Below are 15,165 nucleotides of genomic sequence, written 5' to 3' on the forward strand. Positions count from 1 at the left end.
CCCACACTGGCCAATCCGGCGATCGCCGTCACCGGCGAGACCAAAGACCCCAATCTCTCATCCAAGAGTCCCGACCTCGCCGAATCCGTCCCGTCGCCGCATATCCGGGCGTAGCGTCCCGGCCATGAATGCAATGTGGGTGATGCCGGCAGTGGCACTCGTGTCGTGTGTGATCATCGGGATCGGGTTCGCAATAGGAATCCCGGGCAACAAGGACTGACGACGCCATACGAGCCCGCACCCGATGACCGCATCGGGTGCGGGCTCGTGTGCCGTCGCCGATCGCGCAACCGTCACACTTCTGACCGCCGCTCCCCCGTTGCATTCTGCTACAGTGGTGGTGTAGCAGAATGCAACACCGACGGCGGGAGCCCGTGATGGCCGATACAGCAGACAAGGTCACCCGTTTTTCGGCCGCCCTGGTCGAGGAGGCGGGCACCGAGGGAGCGCGCGAACACCGCTCGGCGCGTCAGCAACTCGAACACTGGGCCCGCGTCGGTCGTGGCGTGTCGCTGCGCACCAGCGCCGCGCGACGGCGGGTCGAGGCAGCCTTGGCCGGCACCCTCCCGATCACCGAACTCACCCCGGAGGAGTCGGTCGTCTTCGACGCCGAGATCGACGCGCATCTCGAAGAACGACTCGCCCGCACCGACATGGTGACAGATCGTGCCGCACAAGGATTTTCGTCGGTGGCACTCGATGAGCTCGGCCGGATGGTCGAGTACCGGCCGGACGGGTCGACGGTCATCCTGGAGTGAGTCCTCGCCTCGATCTGGTCATCGGGTGTAACGGCGCGGGCAAATCGACTCTGGCGCAACAACACCTGATGCCGCTGCTGCACACGCCGTTCGTCAATGCCGACGAGATCGCACGCCTGCGCTGGCCCACCGCACCCGCCGAACACTCCTACGAGGCAGCCCAGGTGGCCGCCCGCACCCGCACGACACTCATCGGGCTGCGGCGATCATTCATCGCCGAGACCGTGTTCTCCCACCCGTCGAAACTCGACCTCATCGACGCCGCCCAGGACCACGGATTCCGCGTGATACTGCACGTCGTCATGGTTCCCGAGGAACTTGCCGTCCAGCGCGTTCGACTGCGCGTGACCAGCGGCGGGCACACCGTCCCGAAGGACAAGATCCGCGCTCGCTACGCCCGTGTCTGGCCGCTGGCGGCCGAGGCCGTCGGCCGCGCCGACCAGGCCACGATCTACGACAACAGCATGTCGCGACCTCGCATCGTGGCGCGCTTCGTCGACGGCACCCCGGTGGGCGCGCAGGCCTGGCCCGAGTGGACGCCACATGCTCTCCTACCACCCCCGTCGTCTACCGAGTGATATACCCCACACCGGTCACACCGAGTGAATCGCTGCGCTCACTGCCCATTCGGACAGGTCACGCCCCATACTTTCTGGCAATCGAGAAGGAGCAGCGCCGACAGGCGGTCAGGGGGCGATCATGCGGGGTATCGATCACATCTGGGGACGGCCCGCGCCGATCCCCGATCACTGCGGCACCATCCACACCTACGCCGGCGGATGCACCTACAACGCCGACGATCCGCACCGTCCGCTGTATCCCCCGGAGCTGCGCCCGGGTAGTCGTCTCGACGACGCCGCCTGAGGGGCGGTACCCGAGACTGCCGGGCACGGACGGACCCGGCGATCACCCTCAGCCGGCGTCGGCGGCACCCGGGTCGACGGCCTGCTCCAACAGACTGCGGCGGTAGGCCTCGAGTGCCACGAGATCCCCGAAGACCGCGTTGTAGGCGTCGGGATCCTCACTGGGCGCCATGCGACGTAGCCGCGATTTGATGTCGGCGATCTGCGCGCCGACCCACACTTCCTGCAGTCGGGCCAGCACGCTGTTGATGTAGCGCGGAATGTTCTCCTCCACCACCGGCATCGGCTCGACCGCGAGTTCGGTGACCAACGGCGAGAGCACCGGATCGTCGACCTCGTGGTTGACCGCGTCCACCCATTGGGCGCCGCCCATGCCCGACGACGTGCCGCCGAGGTCGGCCATCACCTGACGCATGCGCGCATACGCGGGATCGGTGAAGCATTCGCCGGGCAGCGAATCGAAGACGGTGCCGGCGATCGCCGGATACTGCAACGCCGCCTTGAGCGCCTCGCGCTGCGGCCACAGTCGCGGGTCGTCGGCGCGCGGTTTACCCGCTCCGGGCGCCTTGGCGGCCTCGGGTCGCTCACGGCGATTCGACCGGATGCCCGTGGGCGGCGTCCGGCCGCTGGCTCTGGCATGCCGGGCCCCCTCCTCGCGGACCCGTGCGAGGACTTGCGGCACTTCTTCCCAGCCCACCCAGCCGGCCAGCTGACGAGCGTATTCGTCGCGCAGCGCAACGTCTTTGATGCGTGCGACGACGGGTACCGCCTCACGCAGCGCGTGTACGCGACCTTCGGCGGTGTCGAGGTCGTAGGCCGCGATCAGTGTTTTGATGGCGAACTCGAACATCGGTACCCGGCGGGCGATGAGATCGCGGACGGCGGCATCACCGCGTTCTTGACGCAGTTCGCACGGGTCCATCCCGTCGGGTGCGATGGCCACGAAGGTCTGGCCGGCGATCGACTGCTCACCCTCGAATGCCTTGAGTGCCGCGGCCTTTCCGGCGTCGTCGCCGTCGAAGGTGTAGATGACCTCGCCGCGGAAGTACGTGTCGTCCATCATCAGTCGCCGCACCAGCGCCAGGTGGTCCTCGCCGAAGGCCGTCCCGCAGGACGCCACCGCGGTGGTGACACCGGACAGATGCATCGCCATGACGTCGGTGTAGCCCTCGACGATCACCACCTGATGTCCCTTGGCGATGTTCTTCTTCGCCAGGTCCAGGCCGAAGAGCACCTGAGACTTCTTGTACAGCATGGTTTCCGGCGTGTTCATGTACTTGCCGAGGTTGTCGTCGTCGAAGAGTTTGCGAGCCCCGAATCCGATGATGTCGCCACCGAGATTGCGGATCGGCCACAGCAGGCGTCGATGGAACCGGTCGATGGGCCCCTTACGCCCCTGCTTCGACAACCCGGCCGCCTCCAGCTCGGAGAACTCGAATCCCTGCGACAGCAGGTGCTTGGTCATCGTGTCCCACCCGCCGGGGGCGTAACCGCACCCGAACTGGGCCGCCGCGGCCGCATCGAAATTACGGTCGGTCAGGTAGTCACGCGCCGTCTGCGCCTCGGGTGATTTCAGCTGCTCGACGTAGTACGCGTGCGCCGCGGCATTGGCCGCGGCCAGCCGGGCCCGCGTCCCCCGATCACGTTGGACGCTGGTGCCGCCACCCTCATAGTGGATCTGGTATCCGAGCCGGTCGGCGAGTTGCTCGACGGCCTCGACGAAGCCGATATGCTCCTGTTTCTGAAGGAAGCTGTAGACGTCGCCACCCTCACCGCATCCGAAGCAGTGAAAGTGCCCGTGATGCGGGCGGACATGAAACGACGGGGTCTTCTCGTCGTGGAAGGGACACAGTCCCTTGAGTCGATCCGGACCGGCTTGCCGCAACGCCACGTACTCGCCGATGACGTCCTCGATGCGGGTCTGCTCACGGATTGCCGTGATGTCGCGATCGGGGATTCGGCCTGCCACTTTGACCAGTGTAGTGACCGCCGTCGCGAGCGTCGGCGCGGTGTGCACAGCGCCCGAATGGGACGGGGCGACCCGGGATCGGGGCTACCGTCGGATGCGGAGCGACCGACCATCCTGGTCGCCGATCGACAAGGAGCACCATGACATCGCCGTCACCGACCGATGACCCGCCCGTCGACGCGCAGGCCCGCCTGACCAGCGGACACGACTTCTGGACGACCAAGCCCGAGGGTTCGTTGCCGTCGATCCTGATGACCGACGGCCCGCACGGTCTGCGTCGACAGTCCGGGGCCACCGACAACCTCGGGGTCTCCGGCAGCGAACCGGCGACGTGTTTCCCGCCCGCGGCCGGGTTGGCGCAGTCGTGGGATCGGTCGCTGGCGCGGCGGGTCGGTGCGGCCATCGCCGACGAGGCCCGCGCGCAGGGCGTCAGCGTCGTGCTCGGACCCGGCATCAACCTGAAACGCTCACCCCGCGGTGGACGCAACTTCGAGTACTACTCCGAGGATCCCCACCTGACCGCCGCGCTCGGCGGCTCCTGGGTGCACGGGCTGCAGAGTCGCGGGATCGGGGCATCGCTGAAGCACTTCGCGGTCAACAATCAGGAAACCGATCGGATGCGGATCAGCGCCGACGTCGACGAACGGTCCCTGCACGAACTGTATCTGCGGGCGTTTCGCCAGATCGTCATCGACGAGCAACCGTGGACGGTGATGTGTTCCTACAACCGCATCAACGGCGTGCACGCCACCCACAACCGTGAACTGCTGACCGAGATCCTGCGCGAGAGTTGGGGTTTCGACGGTGCAGTGGTCAGCGACTGGGGTGCGGTGGTCGACCGTGTGCGTTCGATCGCCGCCGGCCTCGATCTGACCATGCCGTTCCCCGGGCCACAGTCCGACGAGCGGGTCGCCGCGGCCGTCGCCGACGGCACCCTGGACGCCGACGCGCTGCGTGCCGCCGCGCATCGCGTGGTCGCGTTGGTCGGCAGGGCCACCGCGTCGACAGCCACTGGGTCGACAGCCACTGGGTCGACAGCCACTGGGTCGACAGCCACGGATGCCCCGACCGCCCCCGTCGACCTCGATGCCCATCATGCTCTCGCCCGGGAGGCCGCCGCCGCGTCGATCGTGTTGCTGCGCAACGACGATGCCCTGCTGCCACTGTCGACCTCCGAACGCATCGGCGTCATCGGCGCCCTGGCGTCGCAGCCCCGGTATCAGGGTGGCGGCTCGTCGCATGTCAACGCCACCCGCGTCGATATGCCCCTCGACGAGATCGGTCACCGCGCCGACGGGGACGTGCCGTTCGCCGAGGGGTATCGACTCGACGGCACCGGCGATCCCGGTCTCTCCGAGGAGGCGGTGACGCTGGCACGGTCGGTCGATACGGTGCTGCTGTTCCTCGGTCTCGCCGACCGTCAGGAGTCGGAGGGTTTCGACCGCACCGACATCGACCTGCCCGCCGATCAGATCGCCCTCGCCGCCGCGGTGACGGCCGCCAATCCTCGCACGGTGATCGTGCTCGCCCACGGCGGTGTGCTGGCGGTGGCCCCGCTGGAGGCGCCGGCCATTCTCGACGGCGCACTGCTCGGGCAGGCGGTCGGTTCCGCTGTCGCCGACGTCGTGTTCGGCGAGGTGAATCCCTCGGGGCGACTCGCCGAAACCATTCCGATGCGGATCGAGGACACCGCCGACTTCCTGAACTTCCCCGGCGAGTCCGGGCACGTCCACTACGGCGAAGGACTGTTCATCGGATACCGCTGGTACGACGCCCGCGACCTGGACGTCGCCTTCCCCTTCGGACACGGGTTGTCCTACACCAGTTTTGACTACGCCGACCTGCGCGTGTCGGTCGACGCGGAGGCGACGATCGAGGCCAGGGTGACCGTCACCAACACCGGTCGCAGGCGCGGCCGCGAGGTCGTGCAGCTCTACATCGGTGTGCCCGGATCGGCGGTGAGCCGACCGATCCGAGAGCTGCGGGGATTCGCCGACATCGTCCTCGACCCCGGCCAGAGCGGCGACGCGACCATCGTCGTGGAGCCGGATGAACTGGCGTACTGGGATATTCGCGCCCACCGATTCGTGGTGGAATCCGGTGCCTACGATATCTCGGTGGGTGCGTCGAGCCGCGACATCCGGGTGACCGCCATGGTGGACATCGTCGGCGATCAACCCCGCATCCCACTGACCATGGAATCCAGTGTGGCCGAGGTCCTCGCCGACCCGGTGGCCGCCGAGGGCATGGCACCGATCGTCGGCGCCATGTTCGACGGCGCAGATTCCGGTGAGGGCATGGACCTGGTGACGATCATGGGGTCGGTGCCGGTGGGTCGCATCGTCGACTTCTCGGCCGGCCTGCTGCCACCAGAGGTGTTGCGCGACATCCTCGATCGGGCCAACGCGGCTCACTGAGCGGCGTACCGACCAACCGGGCGGCTACCCGAGGTGCGCTTGCGCCCCGGAGTTCTGCTTGTCCATCCGTTCCAGACGGCCTTCGGTCATCGACGCGATCTGATCGACGATGACCCGCTTGCGGGCCACGTCGTCGGCGGCCTGCTCCCAACTCGGCACGAACACCGGGTCGAGGCCGCCGGGGGCCGCGGCGGTCAGCCACTCCCCCACCCGGTGAATGCGTTCCCGCTGCCGCGCCTGATGCGCCTTGTGCCGCGCGTTGGAGAAGATGAACCGTAGCGCAAGGGTTTTCAGGATCGCGACCTCGGCGGCGATCAGCGGCGGCACCGCCAGATCGGCGTCGTAACGCGAGATCGAGCGACCCCCGACGACCTCGCGGGTGCCGGTGATCGCGGCCGAGGCGAACCGGCCGATGAGCTCACTGGTGAGACGTTTGAGTTTCACCGAGGCATCCAGGCTGCCGTCGAACACGCCCACCGCCGCCACGATGTCCATCCGGGAAAGGCGTTGGGCCGCATCGATCAACGGCTCGGGTTCGAGTTCGGGAAACTCCTTCACGCCGATCTCGGCGAGGGTGCGCTGATCATCCGGGTCGGCCAGGGTCCGCAGATCGATGCGGTTGGCGATCACACCGTCCTCGAGGTCGTGCACGGAATAGGCGACGTCGTCGGCCCAGTCCATCACCTGCGCCTCGATGCACTTGCGGTCCCCGGGTGCGCCACGTCGGATCCAGTCCAGCGCGGCGGCGTCGTCGGCGTAGGCACCGAACTTCACCTTCGGTGGCCGCCGCGTCCACGGATACTTCAGCGTCGCGTCGAGCGATGCGCGGGTCAGGTTCAGTCCGGCGCTACGACCCTGATCGTCGAGGAGCTTCGGTTCGAGCCGGGTCAGGATGCGCAGATTCTGCGCGTTGCCCTCGAATCCGCCGATGTCGGAGGCGAAGTCGTTGAGCGCACGTTCCCCGTTGTGACCGTACGGCGGGTGCCCGATGTCGTGGGCCAGCCCGGCGAGCTCCACCAGATCGGGTTCACATCCCAACCCGATACCCACGCCGCGGCCGATCTGGCCGACCTCCAGCGAATGCGTCAGCCGGGTTCGCGGCGTATCACCCTCACGCGGCCCGACCACCTGGGTCTTGTCGGCGAGCCGACGAAGCGCGGCCGAATGCAGTACGCGCGCACGGTCGCGCGCGTACTCACTGCGGTGATCGGTCCGCGTTCCCGGAAGACTCGCCACCTTGGCACCCTCGGGCACCATCCGTTCGGTGGCCTCATCGCCGTAGAACGCGGTGGGCGGAATACCGGACCGCCCCGCGATGGGGGTACTAGTCAAGCACCCAGCCCCGGCCGACGGCGAAATCGGTGATGCGACGACGGATGGCGACGATCTGCGCTGCGGTCAGGTCGTCGGCGGAGTCGAGCAGCAGTTCGGTGAGCTCCTCGGTGAATGCCGCCGCGTCGAGGGAGCCGCTACCGGCGCGAGGACGGCGCGGACGTTCGTTGCCGTGCCGGTCACCGCCGTGGCGATCATTGTGTGAACGTCCACCGTGGTGATCGTCGCGACGGTGCGGGCGCCCACCGGCGGGCGCGTCGTCGGCCGGTGCGGCCTCGGTGACGGCGACGTTGATCGCCTTCGCGCCGCGGTCGGTCTCCTCCACGTCGAAGGACACCTTGGCGCCCGGCTTCAACTCGTTCTCGTCGATGTCGATGTCGTTGATGTGCAAGAACACATCGGCCCCACCGGATTCCGGTGCCAGGAATCCGAATCCCCGATTCGCGTCGTAATGAACGACCTTGCCACTGACTGCCACGACTCTCCCACTCGCTCTCTCACTCCGCACACCACGGACCCCTTGCCCGTGCGGCGGTATGGACTCCAATTGTGACAGACAGCCGCAGGTCAGGCCCAGTCGGGAAATCCACGCCCGGTCCGGGCCCCGGTCAGGCGCCGAGCAGCTTGCCGCCGAGGAACTCCGCCACGCGATCGATGCCGACGCGTTCCTGGCTCATGGTGTCGCGTTCCCGCACGGTGACGGCATGGTCGTCGAGGGTGTCGAAGTCGACGGTCACGCAGAACGGTGTACCGATCTCGTCCTGACGGCGATACCGCTTGCCGATGCCCTGCGCGTCGTCGAACTCCACGTTCCAGTTCTTGCGGAGCTCGGCGGCGAGGTCCTTGGCCTTGGGCGAGAGTTTCTCGTTGCGCGACAGCGGCAGCACCGCCACCTTGACCGGCGCCAGTCGCCGGTCCAGGCGCAGCACGGTGCGGGTGTCGGTGCCGCCCTTGGCGTTCGGCACCTCCTCCTCGGTCAGCGCGTCGCACAGGAAGGCCATCACCGAGCGGGTCAGACCGGCCGCCGGCTCGATGACGTACGGGGTGTAACGCTCACCGGTGGCCTGGTCGAAGAACGACAGGTCCTCACCGGAGGCCTTCGAGTGGGTCGACAGGTCGAAGTCGGTGCGGTTGGCCACGCCTTCGAGTTCACCCCACGGGTTGCCGGAGAACCCGAACTTGTACTCCACGTCGACGGTGCGCTTGGAGTAGTGCGACAGCTTCTCCTGGGCGTGCTCGTAGAGCCGCAGGTTCTCCGGATCGATACCGAGATCGACGTACCAGTTGAACCGCTGGTCGATCCAGTACTGATGCCACTGCTCGTCCTCACCGGGCTTGACGAAGAACTCCATCTCCATCTGCTCGAACTCGCGGGTGCGGAAGATGAAGTTGCCCGGAGTGATCTCGTTGCGGAAGCTCTTGCCGATCTGGGCGATACCGAACGGCGGCTTCTTACGCGCGGTGGTCATCACGTTCTTGAAGTTCACGAAGATGCCCTGCGCGGTCTCCGGACGCAGGTAGTGCAGACCCTCTTCGTCGTCGACCGGACCGAGGAAGGTCTTCATCAGGCCCGAGAACGCCTTGGGTTCGGTCCACTTGCCGGGCTGCCCGGTGTCCGGATCGTTGATGTCGGCCAGGCCGTTCTCCGGCGGGTGACCGTGCTTGATCTCGTACGCCTCGATCAGGTGATCGGCACGGTAACGCTTGTGGGTGTAGAGCGATTCGACCAGCGGGTCGGTGAACACCTCGACGTGCCCGGAGGCCTCCCACACCTGCCGCGGCAGGATCACCGACGAGTCGAGACCGACGACATCCTCACGAGAGGTGACCATGGTGCGCCACCACTGCCGCTTGATGTTCTCCTTGAGTTCGACGCCGAGCGGACCGTAATCCCACGCCGACCGGGTGCCGCCGTAGATCTCCCCACTGGGGTAGACCAGACCGCGCCGCTTGGCGAGGTTGACGACGGCTTCGACTTTGGACGGGGCGGCGGCCACGATGAATCGCACTCCAGGTGACGTTGGGACAGGTCACGGCCGATTCGCTGGTGATACCCACCGGCGATCGGCAACCCTTACAGGGTAGCCGCCGGGGTTGCGGCGGAAGAATCGTCGTCGGCGTTACCATCCCGGCATGGGGCGGACACCGTCGCGGCAGGCCTTTCCCGACGTCCTCGAGGCGGTGCAGGGCGGCGACACCGTCACCGTGCTCCGCCGGCTGCGCACCCTCGACGACACCACCATGATCGACGCGCGACGCTGGTATCGCGCGGTCGGACGCAAGACCGCACGCTCGGGGTGTTCACCAGGCGATTCAGGTGGGGTTGGCGATCGGCCTGTCCGAATGTTGGCGGTGCGGATGACGACCCGAGTCGACACATAGGGACACGCAGGAACGTGTCCCGACGGATCAGACCAGCGGCTTACCCAGCCGGTGCCGCACTCGGGTGTCGGCCAGCAGCAGCCGAAAGCCCAACTGCGACAACCACCGTGGCTTTCGCCGTTCCCGCGCGACGCATCCGGCGATGTACTCGTCGAACCACTGCTGGTCGTCGTCGGTCCAGTCCACCCGCATCGCGTCCCGGAACTCGGGCGGCAGATAGCCGACGGTGCGCCGGTACTTGACCGGGCCGAACCGCTTCTGCACCCATTCCGGCGCGTAGCCGAATCGCGCGATGCCGAGCAGGAAGTCGCGCACCTCGTCGCTGACCGAGATCCGGGAGACCCCCTCGGCCCAGTACTCGTCAAAGGCATCGCGGTCGGCCGGCCACATCTCGGCCGGCATCTGCAGGGTGGTACCCAGCACCTTGCCCTGTTGATAGAAGGTGTCCCGCAGTTCGCCGGCCAGGGGACCATGCACGCGTTCGTAGATGTCCTCGAGGCCGACATAGAGGCATGCGGCGACCCACAGCTGCAGGTCGGTGTTCATGGCGTTGTACTCGACCGGACTGTCCTCGGTGGAGCGGACCTGCGCGTGTTGCCGGTTGACCGCGTGACGAAAGCGACGTCGGTCGTCGGCGTTGCCGAGGATGGCCACGGCGAGATACGACGCGGTGGTGCGGGCCCGCTTGACCGGATGGCGATCCAGGCGGCCGCCCTCGACGGTGCTGCGTGCCACTCCGTACCCGACGGCCGGATTGGCGAGCTGCATGATGACGTTGGCGGTGCTCATCGTGTTGCCCATCGACATCAGCGATCGCGCGAAGACGTCGGAGGACAGGTTGTCGAGTTCGGTACGCGATAGACGAGCAGGTGCGGCCACAAGCATTCCCCATTCTGATAACGGACGTTTCCAGAATAACAGAGTCGGCGGTCATCGGGGCCGCGTCCGCAAATGACAACGACTTCCTTTAGCATGGACCCATGGAGCACCCCCCTCGGCCGTGCGATTCCGCGACTGAGCGCCGCGACGCCGCGGCCCGTGAAGCCGCCAGCGAACTCCTTCGCGCCCTGGCCGCCCCCACTCGCATCGCGATCGTGCTGTCGCTGCAGCAGGGCGCCAAGTGCGTTCACGAACTCGTCGGCAGCCTGGAGCTGAGCCAGCCGCTGGTGAGCCAGCACCTGCGTGTTCTCAAGGACGCCGGCGTGGTCCGTGGGCACCGCAACGGCCGGGAGATCATGTACGAACTCATCGACGACCACCTGGCCCACATCGTCACCGACGCGCTGGTGCATGCCACCGAGTCGCACGTCGCGTCCGCCGACCCCGATGTGGAGGCCGCCTCATGAGCGCCGACAGTTCCACTGCGCCCTCGCGCCCGGTCACCGGGGTGCGGTCCACCCGCCAGCGTGCGGCCATCGCCGATGCACTGGCCGCCAGCGATGACTTCCAATCCGCGCAAGAACTCCACGAGCGACTCAAGTCGCGTGGCGAGTCCATCGGCCTCACGACCGTCTATCGCAATCTGCAGGCACTCTCGCAGGCCGGCCAGATCGATTCCCTGTGGGACGGTTCCGGCGAAACCCGCTATCGACACTGCTCGAATGGACATCACCACCACCTGGTGTGCCGGGAATGCGGAACCACCGTGGAACTGCAGGCCGATACCGTCGAGCGGTGGGCCGCCGCCATCGCCAAGAAGCACGGATTCACCGACATCCACCACACCGTGGAGGTCTTCGGCGTGTGCGAGCGGTGTCAGGCCTTGGCGGCCCGGGAGTAGGGCACGCCTCACCGATCAGGCCGGTGTCACGTACCGACCAGCGCACCGGCGATGTCAGCACCGGTCACCAGCACCACATGCAGCACGGTGAGCAGCGCGACGTCGGAGATCCCGCCGATCGGGAAGGTGTAGTACAGCAGCACATCGGTGGTCACGCCGGTGGGATCGGAACGGCGTAGGCTCCCGAAACTCAGTGTGGCATCGTGACTTTCGACGTCATCGCGGAGATCGGAGGTGTTCGGGAGATTCACCGCGACAAGCTGGGTGACGCTGAGGACCTCGAGTTGCTCACCGAGTTCGACCACCCGGATCGACGCACGCGTCAGTCCCACCTGCACCACCACCGAGTCCGCGTCCCCCTCGACGACGTCACCCACCTCGGCCAGCAGGGCGGATATCCGCCCGATCGAGGTGCCACCGGTAGTACCCGCCGATGTCGAATCGTCGTGGCTCACCGGGGCTTCACTCCGCCGAAACGACGATCACGCGAGGCGTACTCGAGGCAGGCATCCCACAGATCACGGCGATCGAAATCGGGAAACAGCTTCTCCTGATACACCATCTCGGCATAGGCCGATTGCCAGAGCAGAAAATTGGAGATGCGCCGCTCCCCGGAGGGACGCAAGAAGAGATCGACGTCGGGCATATCCGGCTCGTCGAGGTAGCGTGCGAACGACTGCTCGGTGATACGTTCCGGATCGATCTCGCCCGCCGCCGCACGACGAGCGATTTCCTTTGCGGCGTCCGCGATCTCGGCACGACCCCCGTAATTGACGCACATGGTCAGCGTCATCACGTCATTGTCCTTCGTGAGCTCCTCGGCCACCTCGAGTTCCTTGATGACGCTGCGCCACAACCGGGGTCGGCGTCCGGCCCATCGCACCCGCACCCCCATCTCGTTCATCTCGTCGCGGCGACGGCGGATCACGTCACGGTTGAACCCCATCAGGAAGCGGACCTCGTCAGGGCTGCGCGACCAGTTCTCGGTGGAAAAAGCATATGCCGACAGCCATTTCACGCCGATCTCGATGCACCCGCACACCGAGTCCATCAGCACGGCCTCACCGCGTTTGTGTCCCTCGGTGCGCGGCAACCCACGATCGGTGGCCCAGCGACCGTTGCCGTCCATCACCAGGGCGACATGATTGGGGACGAATTCGGCCGGGATCGCCGGCGGAATGGCTCCGCTGGGATGCGGGTCCGGTGGTCGTACCTCTGTCCGCGCCTCGGCGGTCTGCCGTTTGGCGGAGCTACCCGGCCGCAGCGCCATCGTCGACTCCTCTCGCACCCGATTCCACCAGCCTATGGGGAGCGGTGCGTTCGATGAGCGGCAGGGTGCGCAGCTGACGTTCCAGATGCCACTGCAGATGGGCTGCGGTGAGACCACTGGCCTGTCGCCGCAACGAATCACTGACCTCGACGGTGTGTTCCCACTGCCCACGGAACAAGGAATCCATCAGATCGAGCACGCCCGGCGACGGGGTGGCAGCGCCGGGCGGGCGGCAGTGCAGGCACACCGCGCCGCCGGCCGCGACGTGGAAGGCACGATGCGGGCCGGGCTGTGCACATCGCGCGCACACCTCCAGTGCCGGCATCCACCCGGCACAGTGCATGGCCCGCAGGAGGAAGGCATCGAGGATGAGTTGCCCGGGACGTCGGTTGTCGGCCAATGCCTCCAACGCGCCGACGGTCAGGCGCTGAAGTTGTGGGGCGGGTGCGCGTTCTTCGCCGGCCAGCCGTTCGGCGGTCTCGAGCACCGCGCAGGCGGTGGTGTAGCGGCCGTAGTCGGCGACGATCGCGTCGGTGAAGGCGTGCAGACTGTGCACCTGGGTGATGACGTCCAGGTTGCGACCCGGGTAGAGGTGGACGTCGATGTGGGCGAACGGCTCCAGCCTGGCCCCGAACTTCGACCGGGTCCGCCGCACGCCTTTGGCGACCGCGCGCACCAGACCGTGTTCGGCGGTGAGCATGGTGATGATGCGGTCGGCCTCGCCCAGCTTGTGCTGGCGGAGCACCACACCCTCATCCCGGTAGAACCTCACCGCGACATTCTGTCACCGACGGACGACAGGCACCGACGGTGACACACCCGAAGTCGACACACCCGAAGTCGACACACCCGAAGTCGACACACCCGAGTCGACACACCACGGCCCACCGGGATCCGCATCAGGTCCGCTCGACCGGCGAGTGATACGGCGCGGGTGAGGTGATGGTCGGTGTACCGGTCTTGTCCAGCTGCGCGGCGAGCCGCGTCGGCAGTGTCATCCCACCCGGATAGCGATGCCAGCCCTTCCGGTCGTACAGCCGGGTGCCCGCCCAGCCCAACAGCGCACCGATCGCCAGTCCGATGAATGTCTGGATGATCGACCGGCCGAGTCCCGCCGACCAGTCGGCATCGAAATAGAGGATGGCGCGCACCCCGAGGTAGATCAGATGCATCGGTTCGACCGCGGCGATCCAGGTGAACACGCGTGGACTGGCCTCGAGCGGCACCGTGCCACCCGAGGAGGGCAACCCCAGGATGACGAAGAAGATGAGGTTGAGGATGAGTCCGGGATTGCCGAATACGGCCATCATCGAACTCGCCGACACGCCCACCGCGAAGATGGCCAGGACCGAGAATGCCCACAGGCTGAAGGCATTGGGCAACGATGTGCCGACAAGCGTGCACACCCCGATGAACAGCGCCGACTGCACGAACGCGATGAGCGCCATGATGATCCACTTGGCGGCCAGTGTGCCCCACCGCGAGATCGCCAGCCGTACGCGCAGTTGGTAGAACGGCCCGAACTCGATGGGCGTCTGGCCCAGGATGGCGTCGACGACGATGCTCACCATCATCGCCCCGGTGAATCCGGCCAGGACGAGCAGCAGGGTGAAGTAGAACGCGGACAACCCGTTGGCCGACCCGGACGGCAGCGGCGACGGTTCGATGACCGACACCTCGACCGGTTTCCACAGGGCGAGTTGTGCCGCACCGGAGAAGGCCACGTCGGCCTTGGCAAGTTGTTCCCGCACGGTGTCGGTGAGTTGCCCGCCCATCTGGTCGTTGACCGCCGTCGACACCCGCTCGGCGAAGGTCGTGGTGACCGCCGAGGCGAAGGTTCCCGAGCCGCGGTTGATGAAGACGTCGATGGCCACCGGTTCCGGCCTGGCCTGCAGCACGGCCGCCTTGCCGAGCGCGATGGTCGAGTTGGTGAAGTTGGGACCGATGACGACCACGCCGTACACCCGCCCGCTGTTGAGTTCGTTCAGCGCGGTGGTGCGGTCGGTGCGGTGGACCGCGATCCCACTCTCGGCGGCACTGGTCACAATGCCGTCGGCCACCTGGTCGCCGTAGTTGACCTTCGCGGAGGTGCCGTCACCGTTGTCGAGAGTGCCGCCGGTGTCCTCGGCGACCATCGCGATCGGGAAGTCGTGCAGGTTCTTCTCGGGATCGGCGATGGCGCCCATGTACAGCGCCGCCATGAACGACATGATGACCACCACCAGCAGGAGCGGCAGCAGCCAGAATCGGGGTGATCCGAGTACTTCGGCGATCGTGGTGGCCGCCGACGCGTCCCGTTCGACCCCGGCGTGATCACCGAGGTCCGACGTGTCATCGACCTCATCTGATTCGTGCCTGCCCATCGACCGCCCTCCCTGTAGAACCGTGGTGCGC

16 protein-coding genes are annotated in these 15,165 nt (G+C 66.8%); 7 read left to right on the forward strand and 9 right to left on the reverse strand.

Annotation, left to right across the window (positions count from 1 at the left end):
- Window positions 1-377: 377 nt before the first annotated feature.
- From ABLE92_RS07915 to ABLE92_RS07925, 3 genes are all read left to right on the forward strand, one after another.
- Window positions 378-758 (forward strand): TA system antitoxin ParD family protein, encoded by a 381-nt coding sequence (locus ABLE92_RS07915; protein WP_348804215.1) that lies wholly within the window; start codon window positions 378-380, stop codon window positions 756-758.
- Entirely contained in the window at window positions 755-1,336 is a 582-nt protein-coding gene (locus tag ABLE92_RS07920) for an ATPase (RefSeq protein WP_348804216.1), read from the forward strand. The genes ABLE92_RS07915 and ABLE92_RS07920 overlap by 4 nt, the downstream gene beginning before the upstream one ends.
- Window positions 1,337-1,457: 121 nt before the next feature.
- On the forward strand, window positions 1,458-1,622 hold the full coding sequence (locus ABLE92_RS07925) for a hypothetical protein (RefSeq protein WP_348804217.1): 165 nt from the start codon (window positions 1,458-1,460) through the stop codon (window positions 1,620-1,622).
- A 48-nt stretch (window positions 1,623-1,670) separates the two neighbouring features.
- Here the strand turns inward: ABLE92_RS07925 and dnaG are convergent, their stop codons facing one another.
- Window positions 1,671-3,590: a DNA primase gene (gene dnaG, locus ABLE92_RS07930; protein WP_348804218.1), complete on the reverse strand. Its 1,920-nt coding sequence runs from the start codon at window positions 3,588-3,590 to the stop codon at window positions 1,671-1,673.
- A 140-nt stretch (window positions 3,591-3,730) separates the two neighbouring features.
- On the opposite strand from dnaG, the gene ABLE92_RS07935 reads away from it, so the two are divergent.
- Window positions 3,731-6,007 carry a glycoside hydrolase family 3 C-terminal domain-containing protein gene (locus ABLE92_RS07935; RefSeq protein ID WP_348804219.1) on the forward strand — a complete coding sequence of 759 codons (2,277 nt, stop codon included), beginning with the start codon at window positions 3,731-3,733 and terminating at the stop codon, window positions 6,005-6,007.
- A 24-nt stretch (window positions 6,008-6,031) separates the two neighbouring features.
- Here ABLE92_RS07935 and ABLE92_RS07940 read toward each other — a convergent pair whose 3' ends face one another.
- The 3 genes from ABLE92_RS07940 to ABLE92_RS07950 form a co-directional block, all read right to left on the reverse strand.
- On the reverse strand, window positions 6,032-7,339 hold the full coding sequence (locus tag ABLE92_RS07940; protein ID WP_348804220.1) for a deoxyguanosinetriphosphate triphosphohydrolase: 1,308 nt from the start codon (window positions 7,337-7,339) through the stop codon (window positions 6,032-6,034).
- Window positions 7,332-7,817 (reverse strand): cold-shock protein, encoded by a 486-nt coding sequence (locus ABLE92_RS07945; protein WP_348804221.1) that lies wholly within the window; start codon window positions 7,815-7,817, stop codon window positions 7,332-7,334. The genes ABLE92_RS07940 and ABLE92_RS07945 overlap by 8 nt, the downstream gene beginning before the upstream one ends.
- A gap of 130 nt (window positions 7,818-7,947) precedes the next feature.
- Window positions 7,948-9,348 (reverse strand): glycine--tRNA ligase, encoded by a 1,401-nt coding sequence (locus tag ABLE92_RS07950; protein WP_348804222.1) that lies wholly within the window; start codon window positions 9,346-9,348, stop codon window positions 7,948-7,950.
- A 124-nt stretch (window positions 9,349-9,472) separates the two neighbouring features.
- On the opposite strand from ABLE92_RS07950, the gene ABLE92_RS07955 reads away from it, so the two are divergent.
- Complete coding sequence (locus ABLE92_RS07955) at window positions 9,473-9,721, forward strand: hypothetical protein (RefSeq protein ID WP_348804223.1); 249 nt, start codon at window positions 9,473-9,475, stop codon at window positions 9,719-9,721.
- Window positions 9,722-9,748: 27 nt separating this feature from the next.
- Here the strand turns inward: ABLE92_RS07955 and ABLE92_RS07960 are convergent, their stop codons facing one another.
- On the reverse strand, window positions 9,749-10,528 hold the full coding sequence (locus tag ABLE92_RS07960; RefSeq protein ID WP_348804264.1) for an oxygenase MpaB family protein: 780 nt from the start codon (window positions 10,526-10,528) through the stop codon (window positions 9,749-9,751).
- Between the two features lie 173 nt (window positions 10,529-10,701).
- Here ABLE92_RS07960 and ABLE92_RS07965 point away from each other — a divergent pair, with 173 nt between their 5' ends.
- Window positions 10,702-11,067 (forward strand): ArsR/SmtB family transcription factor, encoded by a 366-nt coding sequence (locus tag ABLE92_RS07965; RefSeq protein WP_348804224.1) that lies wholly within the window; start codon window positions 10,702-10,704, stop codon window positions 11,065-11,067.
- Window positions 11,064-11,501, forward strand: a complete 438-nt coding sequence (locus tag ABLE92_RS07970) for a Fur family transcriptional regulator (RefSeq protein WP_348804225.1) — start codon at window positions 11,064-11,066, stop codon at window positions 11,499-11,501. Before ABLE92_RS07965 ends, ABLE92_RS07970 begins: the two co-directional genes overlap by 4 nt.
- Before the next feature lie 26 nt (window positions 11,502-11,527).
- On the opposite strand, the gene ABLE92_RS07975 is transcribed toward ABLE92_RS07970, so the two are convergent.
- The 4 genes from ABLE92_RS07975 to ABLE92_RS07990 all read right to left on the reverse strand — a co-directional run bounded on the left by ABLE92_RS07975 (window position 11,528) and on the right by ABLE92_RS07990 (window position 15,134).
- A complete protein-coding gene (locus ABLE92_RS07975; protein WP_348804226.1) occupies window positions 11,528-11,956 on the reverse strand; it encodes a hypothetical protein in 429 nt (142 codons plus the stop codon).
- Window positions 11,953-12,771, reverse strand: coding sequence for an isoprenyl transferase (locus tag ABLE92_RS07980; protein WP_348804227.1), 819 nt, complete (start codon window positions 12,769-12,771; stop codon window positions 11,953-11,955). The genes ABLE92_RS07975 and ABLE92_RS07980 overlap by 4 nt, the downstream gene beginning before the upstream one ends.
- On the reverse strand, window positions 12,752-13,543 hold the full coding sequence (gene recO, locus ABLE92_RS07985) for a DNA repair protein RecO (protein ID WP_348804228.1): 792 nt from the start codon (window positions 13,541-13,543) through the stop codon (window positions 12,752-12,754). The genes ABLE92_RS07980 and recO overlap by 20 nt, the downstream gene beginning before the upstream one ends.
- A 127-nt stretch (window positions 13,544-13,670) precedes the next feature.
- Entirely contained in the window at window positions 13,671-15,134 is a 1,464-nt protein-coding gene (locus ABLE92_RS07990) for a YhgE/Pip domain-containing protein (protein WP_348804229.1), read from the reverse strand.
- Window positions 15,135-15,165 lie beyond the last annotated feature (31 nt).

Origin of the sequence: Gordonia oleivorans, from assembly GCF_040044975.1 — a bacterium.
GTDB classification, from domain to species: domain Bacteria; phylum Actinomycetota; class Actinomycetes; order Mycobacteriales; family Mycobacteriaceae; genus Gordonia; species Gordonia oleivorans.

Excerpts from the sequence above, each read along its gene's own strand:
- ABLE92_RS07915 (WP_348804215.1), top strand. The coding sequence starts at position 378 with ATGGCCGATACAGCAGACAAGGTCACCCGTTTTTCGGCCGCCCTGGTC.
- ABLE92_RS07925 (WP_348804217.1), top strand. The coding sequence starts at position 1,458 with ATGCGGGGTATCGATCACATCTGGGGACGGCCCGCGCCGATCCCCGAT.
- ABLE92_RS07935 (WP_348804219.1), top strand. The coding sequence starts at position 3,731 with ATGACATCGCCGTCACCGACCGATGACCCGCCCGTCGACGCGCAGGCC.
- ABLE92_RS07955 (WP_348804223.1), top strand. The coding sequence starts at position 9,473 with ATGGGGCGGACACCGTCGCGGCAGGCCTTTCCCGACGTCCTCGAGGCG.
- ABLE92_RS07960 (WP_348804264.1), bottom strand. The coding sequence starts at position 10,528 with ATGTCGATGGGCAACACGATGAGCACCGCCAACGTCATCATGCAGCTC.
- ABLE92_RS07965 (WP_348804224.1), top strand. The coding sequence starts at position 10,702 with ATGGAGCACCCCCCTCGGCCGTGCGATTCCGCGACTGAGCGCCGCGAC.
- ABLE92_RS07970 (WP_348804225.1), top strand. The coding sequence starts at position 11,064 with ATGAGCGCCGACAGTTCCACTGCGCCCTCGCGCCCGGTCACCGGGGTG.
- ABLE92_RS07980 (WP_348804227.1), bottom strand. The coding sequence starts at position 12,771 with ATGGCGCTGCGGCCGGGTAGCTCCGCCAAACGGCAGACCGCCGAGGCG.
- ABLE92_RS07990 (WP_348804229.1), bottom strand. The coding sequence starts at position 15,134 with ATGGGCAGGCACGAATCAGATGAGGTCGATGACACGTCGGACCTCGGT.